The sequence below is a fragment of the Methylosinus trichosporium OB3b genome (assembly GCF_002752655.1).
GTDB lineage: Bacteria > Pseudomonadota > Alphaproteobacteria > Rhizobiales > Beijerinckiaceae > Methylosinus > Methylosinus trichosporium.
In genome coordinates this window covers 2,525,447-2,541,684 of the sequence record NZ_CP023737.1, presented here as the reverse complement: position 1 = coordinate 2,541,684, position 16,238 = coordinate 2,525,447, and the positions used below count along the sequence as shown (strand labels likewise).

Sequence of the window (16,238 nt, the reverse complement as noted above, 5' to 3'; positions counted from 1 at the left end):
AGCCGGTTCGAAGCTCTGGAGGGCGACTGCATCAGCCGGTGGCGCCGAGGCCCGCGGCGATGCAGCTGATCGACAGCAGCAGCGCCGATTTGTATTCCTCCTTCAGCGCTTCCTCTTCCGTGGTGCGGAACAGGCGCAGCAACTCCACCTGCTCGCGGTTGACCTCGTTGATGGTGGCGAGGCGATGCGCCAGACGCGCCTGATAGTCGGCGAAACGCTCGCCGATCTCGCCGCCGCCGGTGATGCGCAGCACGGTCTCGCAGGTGAGGTGATATTCCGCCTCGATCGCCGAGAAAATCTTGTTGCGCGCCTCTTGGTCCGCGACCAGCCCGGCATATTGCCGCGCGATCGAGAGATCGACGAGCGCCAGCGTCTTCTCCACCTCGTCGAGAATGAGCCGAAAGAGGCGCGAATCCTCGAACATGCGATGCAAGAGCTGCAGGCCGCGCTCGCCGCGCACCTCGATGAAGCTCGAGAGGCCCGAGCCGACGCCATACCAGCCGGTGATGGCGTGACGATTCTGCGCCCAGGCGAACACCCAGGGAATGGCGCGCAGATCGGCGAGGCTGCGCGCGCCGAACCGCCGCGCCGGACGCGAGCCGATGTTGAGCAGCGAGATTTCCTCGAGCGGGCTCGCCGCCTGGAAATAAGCGACGAGATCGGGATCGGCGACGAGCTTGCCATAAGCGGCGAGCGAGGCGCCGGACAGAGCCTCGAGAGCGTCTTCGAATTCCGCGCGCGGCGCCAGCGCGTCCTCGCGCTCGGACTTCAGCGCATGGGCGAAGACGCTGCTCGCCAGCAGCTCCATCTGATAGGCGGCGGTGCCGCGATTGGCGTATTTGAACGAGACCACCTCGCCCTGCTCGGTGACGCGGAAGCGGCCGCGAATCGAGCCCGCCGGCTGCGCGGCGATGGCGTGTCCGGTCGGCGCGCCGCCGCGGCTCACCGATCCGCCGCGGCCGTGGAAGAAGGCGATGGCGACGCCCAATTCCTCGCCGAGGCGCGTCAACTTCGATTGCGCCTTCGCCAGCTCCCAGTTCGACGCCATGAAGCCGCCGTCCTTGTTGGAGTCGGAATAGCCGATCATCACCTCTTGCACATTGCCCTGCCAGCGCGTGCTGCGGCGCACGACCGGCACACGCAGCAATTCGCGCATGATCACCGGAGCCGCGCGCAGATCGGGGATCGTCTCGAACAGCGGAACGATGGGCAGAGTGCAGAGCTCGAGGCCGGCCTCGTCGAGGAAGAGCCCGCCTTCCTTCGCCAGCACATAGGCGCCGAGCACATCGGCGACCGAATGCGTCATGGAGAGGATGAAGCTACCGAAAGCTTCACGATCGAGCCGCGAGCGCATGTCGGCGACCAGCGCGAACATGTCGAGCGTGTCCTGCGACTCGGGCGCGAGACCGGCGAGCGGGACGCCATTGCGCGGCTGCGCCAGCTCGGCGATGAGCCAGGCCTGCCATTCGGGCGATTCGAGATCCGGCGCGTCCCTGCCGGTCTTGACGCGATGAATGTCGCGCAGCGCATTATTGGTGCGAGTCGTGTTCTCGCGCAGATCGAGACGCACGGTGCTGAAGCGGAAGATCTCGACGGCGCGGCGCACCGGCCGCACGAGATCGGCGGCGAGCGTCTCGCTGCGGCTGTCGGCGAGCCCCTGCTCGAGCACGCGAAGATCGTGAATCAGCTGATCGGCGTTGGCGTAGCGCGGCTTGCCGCTCGCTTCGCCCCGCGTCGCGAGAATGGTTTCGTCGAGCTTGCGCAGCACGCAGGTGAGATATTGGCGGAAGGCCTCGCCCTGATTGCGCGTTCTGATCCTGTCGGCGTCCTCGACCTGCGCCAGCTCGGCCTCCAGCGCCGCGCGAAAGCTCGCCGGAATGGCGACCGAGCGCTCGCTGATCGACAGCACGCGGACGAGATCGAGAGCGCGCTGCCGGTAATAATCGAGGCTCGCGAGCGCGTTGACGATCATCGTCTCGCGCGTCACGGCGTTGGTGACGAAGGGATTGCCGTCGCGATCGCCGCCGATCCAGGAGCCGAACTGGAAGAACGGCGTCACATCGAAGCGCTCGTTCGGATAATGGCTGGCGAGCGCGCTCTCGAAGGCGGCGAGCATCTCCGGCGCGAGATCGAAGAGGTTCTCGCCGAAGAAATGCAGGCCCCAGGCGACCTCGTGCTCGACGGTCGGCTTCTCGAGATGCAATTCGCCGGTGAGCCAGAGCAGCTCGATCTGATCGCTCACTCCGGCCATGCGCGCGGCGCGCTCGCGGTCGGTCCAGCGCGAGGATTCCAATTCCTTGAGCAGAAGATAGATCTTGCGGTTCTTCTCGAGGACGGTGACGCGCTTGGCCTCGGTCGGATGGGCGGTGATGACCGGGCGAATGCGCAGCGAGCGCAGCTGCGCGCGAATGTCGTCGGCGCTGACGCCCGACGCGGCGGCGTCGGCGAGCACATGGGCGAAGGAGCCCAGCAGCTCATCGCGGCCCTTGGCGCGCTCGATGGTGCGTCTCCGGCGCATGGCCGAGGCCTGCTCGGCGATCGACAGCAGCTGAAACCAGATGCCCTGCGCCTGCAGCGCGCGGCCGAGCAGCGCCGGCGGCAGGCCGGATGAGGAAACGAAGCCGCGCAGCACCGGCTCGACCTCCGGCTGATGGCGCTTCACCACGCCGGCCAGCTGGTCGAACAGGAAGGCCGCCGCCTCCTTGACCGATCGCGTCGCGAGCGCCGAAGGGGCGGCGGGCGAAGTCGAGGGCGTGACCTTCGGTTCTGCGGGCATGCGGGCTCCTGGCTCTCGTTTGGCTGGTCGTCTCCTCTCCCCGCTTGCGGGGAGAGGCCGGGTGAGGGGCCGGGCGATTGTCCCGAATTTCGGTGACGAGACGAATGCGCCGAGCTACTGACGGCCGCCGACGCTCCCGAGCGCCTCACCCTCGCTTGGCTCGACCTCTCCCCGCGAGCGGGGAGAGGAGTCATGTCACGCGCGCTTCAGCACCGAGGCGACGGCCGAGCCGAACTCCGCCGGGCTCGGCGCGACGGTGAGGCCGTAGGACTTCATGATTTCGGTCTTCTCGGCGGCGCTGTCGCCGGTCGCCGAGATGATCGCGCCGGCATGGCCCATGCGGCGGCCCTTCGGCGCCGTGAGGCCGGCGACGAAGCCCACGACCGGCTTGGAGAAGTTCTCCTTGATCCAGGCCGCGGCCTCGGCCTCCTGCGGTCCGCCGATCTCGCCGATGATCAGCACCGCTTCCGTCTCCGGATCCTGATCGAACAATACGAGATGATCGAGGAAGGACGAGCCGTTGATCGGATCGCCGCCGATGCCGACCGAGGTCGAGATGCCGATCCCGAGCTCCTTCAATTGCGAGGCCGCCTCATAGCCGAGCGTGCCCGAGCGCGAGATGAGGCCGACATTGCCCTGCTTGTAGATGTGGCCGGGCATGATGCCGAGCATGGCCTTGCCGGGGCTGATGATGCCGGCGCAGTTCGGCCCGACCATGGTGGGCCGGCGCTCGCGCGGATAGCGCAGGAAATAGCGCTTCACGCGCATCATGTCCTGCGCCGGAATGCCGTCGGTGATGGAGCAGATGAGGCGAATGCCGGCGTCCGCCGCCTCCATGATGGCGTCGGCCGCGAAGGGCGGCGCCACGAAGGTGATGCTGGTGGTGGCGCCGGTCTGCTTCACCGCCTCGCGCACCGTGTCGAAAATCGGCACGCCATGCACGGTCTTGCCGCCCTTGCCGGGAGTGACGCCGGCGACGACATTGGTGCCGTAGTCGATCATCTCCTTGGCGTGGAAGCTGCCCTTGTCGCCGGTGATGCCCTGGACGAGGATCGGAGTCTTTTCGTCGATCAGAATGCTCATTGTTTCCTCCCGGCCTCGCCGCTCACTTCACGGAGCGGTATGCGGCGACGGCCTTCTGGGCGGCGTCGGCCAGCGAATCGGCGGTGATGACATTGATGCCGCTCTCGTCGAGCAGCTTGCGGCCGGCCTCGACATTGGTGCCGGCGAGACGCACGACCAGCGGCGCCGTGATGTTGGTCGCCTTCACCGCGTCGATGACGCCCTGCGCGACCCAGTCGCAGCGATTGATGCCGGCGAAGATGTTGACCAGCACCACCTTCACATTGGCGTCCGAGAGCACGAGGCGGAAGGCCGTCGCGACGCGCTCGGCCGAGGCGCCGCCGCCGACATCGAGGAAGTTCGCCGGATTGCCGCCGGCGTGCTTGATCATGTCCATCGTCGCCATCGCGAGGCCGGCGCCATTGACGATGCAGCCGATCTCGCCGTCGAGGCCGATATAGTTGAGCGAATGCTCGAGCGCCTGCGCCTCGCGCGGGTCCGACTGCGAGGGATCGTTCATGTCGACGATGTTGCGGCGACGGAACAAAGCGTTGTCGTCGAAGGACATCTTGGCGTCGAGCGCCAGCACCTTGTCGTCCTTGGTGACGACCAGCGGATTGATCTCCAGCATGGTCGCGTCATTGTCGCGGAAGGCGCGATAGGCGCCGAGGATCGACTGCACCGCGCGCGAGACCTGCTTCAAGTTCAAGCCGAGCTGGAAGGCGAGCTCGCGCGCCTGGAACGGCAGCAGGCCGACGGCCGGCTCGACGATGACCTGGAGAATGGCGTCCGGATCGGTCTTGGCGATCTCCTCGATCTCCATTCCGCCATGTTTCGATGCGATCACGCGAACGCGCTCGAGCTTGCGGTCGAGCACGAAGCCCAGATACAGCTCGCGCTCATAGGGGTCGGCGAGCTCGACATAGACACGCTGCACCGGCTTGCCTTCCGGTCCGGTCTGCGTGGTGACGAGACGCTTGCCGAGGAGGTCGCGCGCCGCCTGCTGCACTTCATGATAGGTGCGGCACAGCTTGATGCCGCCCGCCTTGCCGCGCGCGCCGGCGTGAATCTGCGCCTTCACCACCCAATGCGAGCCGCCGAGCTCGGTCGCCGCATAGACGGCCTGGTCGGGGCTGAAGGCGACGGTGCCGGGGGGCACGGCGACGCCGCAGCTCGCCAATAATTCCTTGGCTTGATACTCATGGACGTCCATGTTCCCTCTCCCGCTTGCGTTCGTTCTCGCCGGTCGCCGGCGTTGAATTTTTTAAGAGCCGATCTTGCCTCTCACGGTCGCATAGACGGCTTCGGTCTTCTCGGCGGCTTGCGCCAGCAGCGCCTCGACCGCAGCGATCTGCTCTTCGGCGAAGGCGCGATCCTTGATCGATTTGGCGTTGATATAGACGTTGAGCGCGGCGCTCCGCAGGCCGGCATTGGCGGCGAGCACGGCGACGCCGGCGTCGCTGATGACGTTGAGATTGCCCTTTTCGGCGGCCGCCTCCGAGAGCAGGATCACCTCGAAGCAGGCCTTCACGGCGCGCAGCGGCGCGAGCGTCGCCTCCTTCAGCGCCGCCTGGATCGCCGCCGTGCGCGCGGCTTTGTCCTCGTCGGTGGCGCGCGGCAGGCCATAGGCGCCCATCACACTGTTGAAGGCGACGACGTCTTCCTCGATCGCCGCGGTCAATTCGCCGCGCAGGCGCTCGGCCTCGGCGCGCGCGGCTTTCAGATCGTCCTCGACCGCTTCGTAATTCTTCTTGCCGATGGTGAGATTGGCGACCATCGACACCAGCGCCGCGCCGATCGCGCCCATCACCGCCGCCGCGCCGCCGCCGCCCGGAGTCGGCCGCTCGCTGGCGAGATCGTCGAGAAATTTCGTGATCGATTCGTCCTTGGTCATCTCGTCGATCCTCGCAATATCAAGCGTTCGCCTTGGCCTGGGCGTAGATTTCCTCGGCGTCGAGCACCTTGTCGGAACTCTCGAACAGCTGGCCGATGCAGGCGCGATGCAGCTTCAGCTTCAATCCGCCGACGCCGAGCGCGCCGATGACGATCTTGCCGTGACGCTCCTTGGCCTTGTCGGTCGCCTCGACGCCGCCGATTCCGAGCGGCGGCTGCGCGTTGACGTCGGCGATCAACTCGATGGTCGGATCGTTCTGCCAATCCTTCTCTTCCAGCAGCTGCACGCCGATGGCGCCGGCCGCGAAGACGATGTTCGTTCCCTTCACCGCCGCGGCGCGCGCGGCGTTGTCCACGGCCTCGATCGCCGTCGGCGTGAAGCCGAAGCGGTCCTGCAAGGCCTGGGCGGCGGCGTCGGCGCGCGCCTTCGTGCGCGAGGTGATGGCGACCTCGGCGCCTTCCGAATGCAGGAAGGCGGCGGCGCGCAGGCCGACCGGGCCGGTGCCGGCGAGCACGATCGCCTTCTTGCCGGCGAGCGGCTTGGCCTTGGCGAGCAGAGCGACGCCCGCGGCGGCGGTGGTGTTGGAGCCGTTGGAGTCGAGCATCACCGAGACGCGGAAATTCGAGAAGAAGCGCTTGCGCACCGCTTTGAACAACGCCTCGCCCGCGACCATGTCGCCGCCGCCGACGAACAGAGCGGTGAACTGCTTTTCCTTCGGTCCGCGCGTGTAGATCGCGCCGTCGACCAGCGCGCCGACATTCTGCGGCGTCACATTGGCGTAGCCGATGACATGATCGGCGCCGCCGTCATAGGCGACCACCGTGTCGAACACGCTCGGAACCGCATCGGTGTCGAGAAGGAAGAGGAGCTTCTGGGTCATTCATTGTCATCCGTTGTGACGGCGCGCGTCATTGCGAGCAGCGTAGCGACGAAGCAACCTCGGGAGTCGCCCTGTGGCTGAAGGATTGCTTCGCTCCGCTCGCTATGACGATCGGGCATTCGAACTGTTCCGGGCGATGCGCCGTCACGCGGTCACGAGATTACGCGGCGCGCCGGCGACGAAAGCATCGATATTGTCGACGAGCTGATCTGCGAGCACCTGCATCGCCTCCTTGCTCGCCCAGGCCACATGCGGCGTGACGATGAGATTGGGAATGGTCGGATCGAGCAGAATATTGCCCTGCTTGGGCGGCTCGACCGTCAGCACGTCGAAGCCCGCGCCGGCGATCACGCCGCCCCGCAGAGCATCCGCGAGCGCCTGCTCGTCGACGATGCCGCCGCGCGCGGTGTTGATGAGGATCGCCGTCTTCTTCATCGAGGCGAGCTCTTTCGCGCCGATCAGATTCTTGGTCTGCGGCGTCAGCGGCAGATTGAGCGTGACGACATCCGCCTCGCGCAGGATCGTCGGAATATCGACGATGTTCGGCCCCGGCACGACGTCGTTGATCAGCATCTTCATGCCGAGCGCCTCGGCGCGCGTCGCGATCGATTTGCCGAGCGCGCCATAGCCGATGATGCCGAGCGTCGAGCCGGAGATGTCATAGATCGGATAGTCGAAATAGCAGAATTGATTCGCCTCCTGCCAACGGCCGCGGCGCACGGAGTCCACATAGTTCACGAGATTGCGGCGCAGCGCGAAAATGAGCGCGATCACATGCTCGGGAAGCGTGTTGAAGGCGTAGTTGCGAATGTTGGAGACGGTGATTCCATTGGCCGTCGTATAGGCCTTGTCGATCACATCGGTGCCGGTGGCGGCGACGGCGATCAGCTTCAGATCGGGAAGCTGCTTCAGCGTCTCCTCGCGCAGCGGCACCTTGTTGGTGATGGCGATGGTCGCGCCCTTCAGGCGCTCGACGACATCGGTCGGAGCGCTCTGGGCGTATTCGACATAGTCGTGCGGGAAATTCGGCTTGCGCAAATTGGCGTCGAGCGTCTCGCGATCGAGAAAGACGATTTTGTGCGACATGACTGCTTCTTCCCCTGGAGTCGCTCTGCCATTCGGCTCAGATTGCTTGGCGAAGTTTTTTTTTAGAAGACGGCCTCGCCCCTCCCGTGAGGGGCGAGGCCGAAAAATCATCAGGCCTGCAGGATCGGATTGGCGCGATAGACGGCCTGGGCCGCCGCGACGCCGCTGCCGGGGGTGACCGGAATGCCGACGTCGAGCATCGCCATCTCCGCGCCGGCGATGGCGCCGAGCAGCATCAGCTCGTTGAGATCGCCGAGATGGCCGATGCGGAACACCTTGCCGGCGACCTTGGAGAGGCCGGCGCCGAGCGCGAGATTGTAGCGCTTATAGGCGATCTCGATGACCTTGGCGGCGTCGAAGCCTTCCGGCACCAGGATCGCCGTCACCGTGTCGGAGTTCCACTTGGACTCCTTGGCGCAGGGCTTGAGGCCCCAGGCCGCGACCGCGGCGCGCACGCCCTCGGCGAGATGGTGATGGCGCGCATAGACCTGATCGAGGCCTTCCTCGAACAGAACATTGAGCGACTCGCGCAGGCCGTAGAGCAGCGGCAGCGCCGGCGTATAGGGGAAATAGCCGGTGGCGTTGGCCTTCACATGGTCCTGGAAGTCGAAATAGGCGCGATGCAGCTTGGCCGTCTCGCCGGCCTTCAGCGCCTTCTGGCTGACGCTGAGGAGCGCGAGGCCGGCCGGCAGCATGAAGCCCTTCTGCGAGCCGGACACGGCGACGTCGACGCCCCACTCGTCCTGCTTGAAGTCGAGCGAGCCGACCGAGCTCACGCCGTCGACGAACAGCATCGCCGGATGCTTGGCGTTGTCGATCGCCTTGCGCACCGCGCCGATGTCGGAGGTGACGCCGGTCGCCGTCTCGTTATGCGTGGCGAAGACGGCCTTGATCTCGTGGTTCTTGTCGGCCTTCAGCGTCTCTTCGATGCGTTCCGGGTTGTTGCCCGTGCCCCATTCCTCGTCCTGCTCGATCACATCGAGGCCGATGCGCTTGGCGAGGTCGATCCACAGATGGGTGAACTGGCCGAAACGCTGCGCGATGACCTTGTCGCCGGGCGACAGCGTGTTGGTGATCGCCGCTTCCCAGCCGCCGGTGCCCGAGGCCGGGAAGATGAAGGCCTGGCCGCTCTCGGTCTTGAACACCTTCTTCAGCTGCGTGAACAGCGGCAGCGTCAGCTCGGGGAACTTCGGCGAACGATGGTCCTCGGAGACGACGTTCATCGCGCGCAGAATGCGGTCCGGAATATTGGTCGGGCCCGGAACGAACAGAAAATTGCGGCCCGGAATTCTGGAATTCGACATGTCTAGGGCTCCCTTCGAGCTCATCGGTTCGAGTTGTCTTCGCCGGACGCGCGCGCGCCCGAAGCTTCCTTGCGCGTCGGCCGCGTTCAGAACAGGCCGGCGATGCGCCCGTCCGCGCCCACCTCGATATTATTGGCGGCGGGGACCTTCGGCAGGCCGGGCATGGTCATGATGTCGCCGCAGATCACGACGACGAATTCGGCGCCCGCCGACAGACGCAGCTCGCGCACCGGGATCACATGGCCGGAGGGCGCGCCCTTGGCGTTGGCGTCGGTCGAGAAGCTGTACTGCGTCTTGGCGATGCACACCGGCAGATGGCTGAAGCCTTCCTTCTCGAGCTCGGCGAAGCGCGTCTTCACCGAAGGATCGAGCGCGATGTCGGAGGCGCCATAGAGCTCGCGGGCGATGGTCCGCACCTTCTCGACCAGCGGCAGATCATCGGCGTAGAGCGGCTTGAACTGCGAGGGCTTGGCCTCGATCGTCGCGACGACCTTCTCGGCGAGCTCCGCCGCGCCCGGCCCGCCCGAGCCCCAATGATCGGCGAGCACGCAATCGACGCCCTCGGCCTGCGTGAGCTTCTGCAAGAGCTCCATCTCCGCAGCCGTGTCGGTGCTGAAACGGTTGACCGAGACGATCACCGGCACGCCGAACTTCTGCACATTGGCGATATGGCGCTGCAAATTGGCGAAGCCCTTCTCCAGCGCGGCGACATTCTCGAGCTTGAGATCGTCCTTGGCGACGCCGCCATGCATCTTCAGCGCGCGAATTGTCGCGACGATGACGGTGACGTCGGGCTTCAGCCCCGCCTTGCGGCATTTGATGTCGAAGAACTTCTCCGCGCCGAGATCGGCGCCGAAGCCGGCTTCCGTCACCACATAGTCGGCGAGCTTCAGCGCCGCCTTGGTGGCGATGGCCGAATTGCAGCCATGGGCGATGTTGGCGAAGGGGCCGCCATGGATGAAGGCCGGATTATTCTCGAGCGTCTGCACGAGGTTCGGCGCGATCGCGTCCTTCAGCAGCGCGGCCATGGAGCCGGCCGCCTTCAGATCAGAGGCGCGGATGTTCTTCTTGTCGCGGGTCTGCGCGACGATGATGTCCCCGAGGCGGCGCTGCAGATCGGCGAAATCGGTGGCGAGGCAGAAGATCGCCATCACCTCCGAGGCGACGGTGATGTCGAAGCCGTCCTCGCGCGGAAAGCCGTTGGCGACGCCGCCGAGCGACGAGACGATCGAGCGCAGCGAGCGGTCGTTCATGTCGACAGCGCGGCGCCAGGAGATGCGGCGCGGATCGATCCCGAGCGAATTGCCCCAATAGACGTGATTGTCGATGAGCGCGGAGAGCAGATTATTGGCCGCGCCGATGGCGTGGAAGTCGCCGGTGAAATGGAGGTTGATGTCCTCCATCGGCACGACTTGTGCATAGCCGCCACCGGCGGCGCCGCCCTTCACGCCGAAGCAGGGGCCGAGGCTCGGCTCGCGAAGGCACATGATGGCCTTCTTGCCGATGTGGTTGAGCGCGTCGCCGAGGCCGACGGTCGTCGTCGTCTTGCCTTCGCCGGCGGGCGTGGGCGTGATGGCGGTGACGAGGACGAGCTTGCCGTCCGGTCGGTCCTTCAGCGAGGAGAGATAATCGAGGGAGAGTTTCGCCTTGTAATGTCCGTAAGGCAACACATGTTCAGCGGGGATGCCGAGCTTCTCTCGCGCGACATCGACGATCGGCCGCATATCCGCGGCCTGAGAGATCTCGATGTCGGATTTGGGAGACAGATGCTGATTGCCTTTCCCGCTCGCGGCGGGGGTGGACGTTTCGGACATTTGAATTTTTTCTCCCTCGCTCGAAGCGTTTCGCCCGCCCTTGAATTTTTTTCACCGCGCCGCGCAGGACGCCGCCGACGGCGCGCAAATGGCTGCGGGGCGAAGACCACGGGTCCCCCGCTCTCCGCCGTCATCGACCGGCGAAGGTAGAACCTTCCGATTGCTTCATCAAGTTGTCCCCGGACGCGTTTCCGCGCCTTCGGCGCGTTCTCGCCCCTCACCGCGCCCGGTCGAAAACTCACCCGCGCCGCCCCTATGACGGAAAGGGAATTTCTTCGTCAAGGGAAAACATTGCCGCGGCGCACGCGTCTATCGGCCCGAAAACAGGGAAAGTCATGCGTTCCCTCTTCACTCGGAGACGGGTGCGAGACCGGCGGCACATTCGATCAGCCGGGCCGATGGACCTACCCTATACCTGCCTATTATGGCGGGGTTAAGGAAAGGTAATGAGATGATCGTCTTCGGTGAAAGCATGCTTTGAGCTGAAGGGAGTTTCTCCGAGTCGGAAACGTCGCTCCCATGAAGACAGGTAGTCTCGCGCGAAACGAGGCGCTGGCGCCTGCCTACCCTCGCCCCTACGAGCGGGGGAAGGCAGGGTCGCTCGATGTATGGGTCGAGGCCTATCCGAACGTCACTCCGGAAAAAAATTCAGCGCGACGCCATTGATGCAATAGCGCAGGCCGGTCGGCGGCGGGCCGTCGGGGAAGACATGGCCCAGGTGCGAGCCGCAACGACCGCAATGCACCTCGGTCCGCACCATGCCGTGGGTGCGGTCGACGGTGGTCGCGATCGCGCCATCGATCGGATCGAAGAAGCTCGGCCAGCCGGTGCCGCTGTCGAATTTCTGGCGCGCGGCGAACAAGGGCTGATCGCAGCCGGCGCAGGTGAAGAGGCCCGGGCGCTTCTCCTCGTTGAGCGCGCAGCTTCCGGGCGGCTCGGTCCCGTGCTTGCGCATCACCACATATTGATCCGGCGTCAGCCGGGCGCGCCATTCCGCTTCGGTGCGCGTCACCTCGAATTGCTCATCCGTCATCTCTCGTCTCCTCGACCCTGTCTCGGGCCTGCGTCTGCCCGGCAGTCTAGAGCGCTTTCCGATCGAACGGAATCGTTCGATCGACCAGAATTCGCTCCGTCACGGTCGCCGCGCGCTCGCGCGGAGAGGCGACGCTCGAGACGGGCCTCTTGTTTCCATTCCGCAGCGCAACCATAATCCCGCGCCGATCTCGGTCCATGTTCCCGTCCGGGAGCTTTTCTCGAGGGGAAGGGGTCTTTTGTGGTTCACGACACGACGACCGGCGCAAGGACGCCGACGCGCCAGCTCTTTGCCCGTAAATCGGTCGAGCAGATTCTCGCCGAGCATGAGCAGGGCGAGGGCGTGCGGCTCGCGCGGGCGCTCGGCCCCGTGTCGCTCACCGCGCTCGGCATAGGCGGGATCATCGGCGCCGGCATTTTCGTGCTGACCGGGACGGTGGCCGCCAATTCCGCTGGGCCCGGCGTCGTTCTCTCCTTCGCGCTCGCGGGCCTCGCCTGCGCCTTCGTCGCGCTCTGCTATGCGGAGCTGGCGGCGCTCATTCCGGTGGCGGGCAGCGCCTACACCTACACTTATGCGACGCTGGGCGAGTTGTTCGCCTGGATCATCGGCTGGGATCTCGTGCTCGAATATGGGCTCGGCGCCGCCACTGTGGCGGTCGGATGGGCCGGCTATTTCAACCGCGTGCTGAGCGGATTGGGCGTGGCTCTGCCGCCGCAATGGACGACGGCGATGTTCGCCGCGCCGGGCCACGCCGGCGGTTATTTCAACATACCGGCGGCGCTGGTGGTGCTGGCGCTCTCGGCGCTGCTGGCGCGCGGCACGCGCGAATCCTCCATGTTCAATAATTTCATCGTGCTGGTGAAATTGGCCGTGGTGCTGATCGTCATCGTGTTCGGCGCATCCTATGTCGACACGGCGCATTGGACGCCATTGGTGCCGGAGAACACCGGAGAATTCGGCCATTTCGGCTGGAGCGGCGTGATGCGCGGCGCCTCGATCGTGTTCTTCTCCTATATCGGCTTCGACGCCGTCTCGACGGCGGCGCAGGAGGCCGAGCTGCCGCAGCGCGACGTGCCGATCGGCATCATCGCCTCGCTCTTCATCTGCACGATCCTGTTTATCGGCGTCGCCGCCGTCGCGACCGGCGTCGTTTCTTATACGGAGCTGAATGTTCCGGACCCGATCGCCGTGGCGATGGACGCGACCGGCGCCTCCTGGATGGCCTGGGTCGTCAAGATCGGCGCGCTCGCCGGGCTCACCACGGTCATTCTGGCGCTGCTGTTCGGCCAGACCCGCGTCTTCTATTCGATGGCGCATGATCGCCTGCTGCCACCGGTGTTCGCCAGGCTGCACAAGAGCTGGGGCACGCCGGCGATCAGCCAGATGGTCGTCGGCGTCCTCGTGGCCATCGCCGCTGGCTTGTTCCCGATCGCCATCCTCGGTGAGATGGTGTCGATCGGCACGCTCTCGGCCTTCGCTCTCGTCTGCGGCGCCGTGATCTATCTGCGCCGCAAGAGCCCGGAGCTGCATCGCCCATTCCGCGCCCCGGGCATTCCGCTGGTGCCGATCATCGGCATTCTGTCCTGTTTCGCGCTGATGGCGGCGCTGCCGATCGAGACTTGGATTCGCCTCTTCGTCTGGATGGCCGTCGGCCTCGCCTTCTATTATTTCTATGGCAGCCTGCGCACGCGGCGCCGCTGACGCCTTGCGGGTCGAAACATGCTCGTTCTTCCTTTTCCAGTCGTCGATCCGGTGCTGATCGAGATCGGTCCGATGCCCATCCGCTGGTATGCGCTCGCCTATATCGCCGGGCTCGCGCTCGGCTGGGCCTATGCGCGCCGCCTCGTCGCCGCCGATGCGCTGTGGGGCGGAACGCCGCGGCCCTCGCCCGCGAGCCTCGACGATCTCCTCGCCTTCGTCGCGATCGGCGTCATCATCGGCGGGCGGCTCGGCCATGTGTTCTTCTACGAGCGCGCTTTCTACCTCGCCCATCCGGAGGAGATCGTGAAAACCTGGAAGGGCGGCATGGCCTTCCATGGCGGGCTCATCGGCGCGATGCTCGGCATGACCGCCTTCGCATTGCGCGAGAAGCTGTCGGCGCTGACGGTGAGCGATATTTGCGCGACCGTGGCGCCGCTCGGCATTTTCTTCGGCCGCCTCGCCAATTTCATCAAGCCCGAGATGTGGGGCCGGCCGAGCGACGTTCCCTGGGCGATGGTGTTTCCCGGCGCCGGCGACGTCGCGCGCCATCCGAGCCAGCTCTATGAGGCGGGCCTCGAGGGCCTCGCTCTGCTGCTCCTTCTCGCTTTCGCCGCGCGTCGTGGCGCGCTGAAGCGGCCCGGCCTCGCGACCGGCCTGTTCGGCGTCGGCTATGGTCTCGCGCGCATCGTCAGCGAGTTCTTCCGCGAGCCCGATCCGGTCTCCGAGGCGCTCGGCGACGGGCTCACAATGGGCATGGCGCTGTCGGCGCCCATGGTTCTCGTCGGCGCGGCGCTCGTCGCCTTCGCGCTGCGCGCGCGGCGGGTCCCGGCATGAGCGCGCTGCGCGACGAGATCATCGCGATGATCGAGCAAGAGGGGCCGATCACGCTCGAGCGCTATATGTCGATCGCGCTCGCGCATCCGACGCTCGGCTATTACATGACGCGCGATCCGTTCGGCGCTGGCGGCGATTTCATCACCGCGCCGGAGATCAGCCAGATGTTCGGCGAGCTCTTAGGGCTGTGGGCGCAGGAGGCGTGGCGCGCCGCCGGCTCGCCGTCGCCGGTGCAGCTGATCGAGCTCGGCCCCGGGCGCGGGACGTTGATGTCGGATGTGCTGCGCGTCGCGCGCATCGCCCCGAGCTTCCTGTTCTCGAGCGAGGTTCATCTCGTCGAGACGAGCCCGGTGCTGGAGGCGGCGCAGCGCCGCACGCTGGCCGAGGCGACGAATGTCTCCTGGAGCGCCGATATCGCCGCGATCCCGCCAGGGCCGGCGATCATCCTCGCAAACGAGTTCTTCGACGCGCTGCCGGTGCGCCATTATGTGCGGACGGCGCGCGGATGGAGCGAGCGCCTGCTCGGCCTCGACGACGCCGGCGCGCTCGCCTTCGGCGTCGGCGAGGCGATCGAGCCCGGCCTCACCGTCGATGCGCCAGAGGGCTCGATCATCGAGATCGGCGCCGTCGGCGCGCGGCTGATGAGCGAGATCGCGGCGCGGCTCGTGGCGCATGGCGGCGCCATGCTCGTCATCGACTATGGCTACACGCAGACGGCGCTCGGCGAGTCGCTGCAGGCGGTGGCGCGTCACGCCTATGTCGATCCGCTGGAGGCGCCGGGCGAGGCCGATCTCACCGCCCATGTGGATTTCGCCGCGCTCGCCCGCGCCGCGACCGCCGCCGGCGCGCGCGTGCAGGGGCCGGTCACGCAGGGCGCCTTTCTCACCAACCTCGGCGTGGTCCAACGCGCCGAGGCCTTGCAGAAGCGCGCGACGCCGGAGCAGGCCGCGGACATCGCCGCCGCGCTGCAACGTTTGACCGGCGCCGATGATCACAAGCGCGACATGGGCGAATTGTTCAAGGTGATGGCGGTGACGCATCCCGCCATGCCCGAGCTTCCCGGATTCGTCCAATGACCGACCCTGCCGCGCTGACGGCCGAAAATCTCGCTCTGCCCGGCGTAGCCCACGCCTTCTTCACCCGCGCGGGCGGCGTGTCGGACGGCGTCTACGCCTCGCTCAACGGCGGGGTCGGCTCGCGCGACGATCCGGCGCGCGTCGGCGAGAATCGCGCGCGCATGGCGCGCCGCGTCGGCGTCGCGGCGGAGCGCCTGCTCGTACCCTATCAGATCCATTCGAGCGAGGCGCTCTATGTCGCCGCGCCCTGGGATAGCGAGGCGCGCCCGCGCTGCGACGGGCTCGTCACCGATGTCGCCGGCCTCGCGCTCGGCGTGACCGGCGCCGATTGCGGCATGCTGCTGTTCGCCGACGCCCGCGCCGGCGTCGTCGGCGCCTGTCACGCGGGCTGGAAGGGCGCGTTCGGCGGCATGATCGAGGCGACGCTCGCCGTCATGGAGCGGCGCGGCGCGCGGCGCGGCGACATTCATGTCGCGCTCGGTCCCGCCATCGCGCGCGAGAGCTATGAGGTCGGGCCGGAATTCGTCGAGCGCTTCCTCGCCGAAGAGTCCGCGAATGCGCGCTTCTTCGCGCCCTCGCCGCGCGAAGGCCATTCGCTGTTCGATCTGCCGGGCTTCGTCGCGGCCCGCGTCGCTCGCGCGGAGGTGGCGTCCTTCTTCGATCTGCGCTTGGACACTTACGCCGATGAGACGCGCTGCTTCAGCTATCGGCGCAGCGTCCATCGCGCCGAGCCGGATTACGGACGCCTCGTCTCGGCGATCGCGCTGGTTTGAGGCGT

The 16,238-nt window shown here is 66.4% G+C and carries 13 protein-coding genes; 4 read left to right on the top strand and 9 right to left on the bottom strand.

What is annotated here, in order from left to right:
- Positions 1-31: 31 nt before the first annotated feature.
- From CQW49_RS12265 to msrB, 9 genes are all read right to left on the bottom strand, one after another.
- On the bottom strand, positions 32-2,776 hold the full coding sequence (locus tag CQW49_RS12265; RefSeq protein ID WP_003613263.1) for a phosphoenolpyruvate carboxylase: 2,745 nt from the start codon (positions 2,774-2,776) through the stop codon (positions 32-34).
- A gap of 195 nt (positions 2,777-2,971) precedes the next feature.
- Positions 2,972-3,859 carry a succinate--CoA ligase subunit alpha gene (sucD, locus tag CQW49_RS12260; RefSeq protein WP_003613264.1) on the bottom strand — a complete coding sequence of 296 codons (888 nt, stop codon included), beginning with the start codon at positions 3,857-3,859 and terminating at the stop codon, positions 2,972-2,974.
- Positions 3,860-3,881: 22 nt separating this feature from the next.
- Entirely contained in the window at positions 3,882-5,051 is a 1,170-nt protein-coding gene (locus CQW49_RS12255) for a malate--CoA ligase subunit beta (protein WP_003613266.1), read from the bottom strand.
- 51 nt (positions 5,052-5,102) lie between these two features.
- A complete protein-coding gene (fchA, locus tag CQW49_RS12250) occupies positions 5,103-5,732 on the bottom strand; it encodes a methenyltetrahydrofolate cyclohydrolase (protein WP_003613268.1) in 630 nt (209 codons plus the stop codon).
- A gap of 19 nt (positions 5,733-5,751) precedes the next feature.
- Positions 5,752-6,612, bottom strand: a complete 861-nt coding sequence (locus tag CQW49_RS12245) for an NADP-dependent methylenetetrahydromethanopterin/methylenetetrahydrofolate dehydrogenase (protein ID WP_003613270.1) — start codon at positions 6,610-6,612, stop codon at positions 5,752-5,754.
- Positions 6,613-6,756: 144 nt separating this feature from the next.
- On the bottom strand, positions 6,757-7,698 hold the full coding sequence (locus tag CQW49_RS12240; protein WP_003613271.1) for a D-2-hydroxyacid dehydrogenase: 942 nt from the start codon (positions 7,696-7,698) through the stop codon (positions 6,757-6,759).
- Between the two features lie 110 nt (positions 7,699-7,808).
- Positions 7,809-9,002, bottom strand: a complete 1,194-nt coding sequence (locus CQW49_RS12235) for an aminotransferase class V-fold PLP-dependent enzyme (protein ID WP_003613273.1) — start codon at positions 9,000-9,002, stop codon at positions 7,809-7,811.
- Between the two features lie 86 nt (positions 9,003-9,088).
- A complete protein-coding gene (locus CQW49_RS12230) occupies positions 9,089-10,816 on the bottom strand; it encodes a formate--tetrahydrofolate ligase (protein WP_003613275.1) in 1,728 nt (575 codons plus the stop codon).
- A 631-nt stretch (positions 10,817-11,447) separates the two neighbouring features.
- The gene (msrB, locus tag CQW49_RS12225; protein WP_003613277.1) at positions 11,448-11,849 is read right to left on the bottom strand and encodes a peptide-methionine (R)-S-oxide reductase MsrB; all 402 of its coding nucleotides are present in this window, start codon (positions 11,847-11,849) and stop codon (positions 11,448-11,450) included.
- Positions 11,850-12,089: 240 nt separating this feature from the next.
- Between msrB and CQW49_RS12220 the strand changes: the two genes are divergently transcribed.
- The 4 genes from CQW49_RS12220 to CQW49_RS12205 are packed head-to-tail and all read left to right on the top strand — an operon-like array spanning position 12,090 to position 16,233.
- Positions 12,090-13,550, top strand: coding sequence for an amino acid permease (locus CQW49_RS12220; RefSeq protein ID WP_003613280.1), 1,461 nt, complete (start codon positions 12,090-12,092; stop codon positions 13,548-13,550).
- 18 nt (positions 13,551-13,568) lie between these two features.
- Complete coding sequence (gene lgt, locus CQW49_RS12215; protein WP_003613283.1) at positions 13,569-14,384, top strand: prolipoprotein diacylglyceryl transferase; 816 nt, start codon at positions 13,569-13,571, stop codon at positions 14,382-14,384.
- Positions 14,381-15,460 (top strand): class I SAM-dependent methyltransferase, encoded by a 1,080-nt coding sequence (locus tag CQW49_RS12210; RefSeq protein WP_003613285.1) that lies wholly within the window; start codon positions 14,381-14,383, stop codon positions 15,458-15,460. The genes lgt and CQW49_RS12210 overlap by 4 nt, the downstream gene beginning before the upstream one ends.
- Positions 15,457-16,233: a purine nucleoside phosphorylase YfiH/LACC1 family protein gene (locus CQW49_RS12205; RefSeq protein ID WP_003613286.1), complete on the top strand. Its 777-nt coding sequence runs from the start codon at positions 15,457-15,459 to the stop codon at positions 16,231-16,233. The genes CQW49_RS12210 and CQW49_RS12205 overlap by 4 nt, the downstream gene beginning before the upstream one ends.
- Positions 16,234-16,238 lie beyond the last annotated feature (5 nt).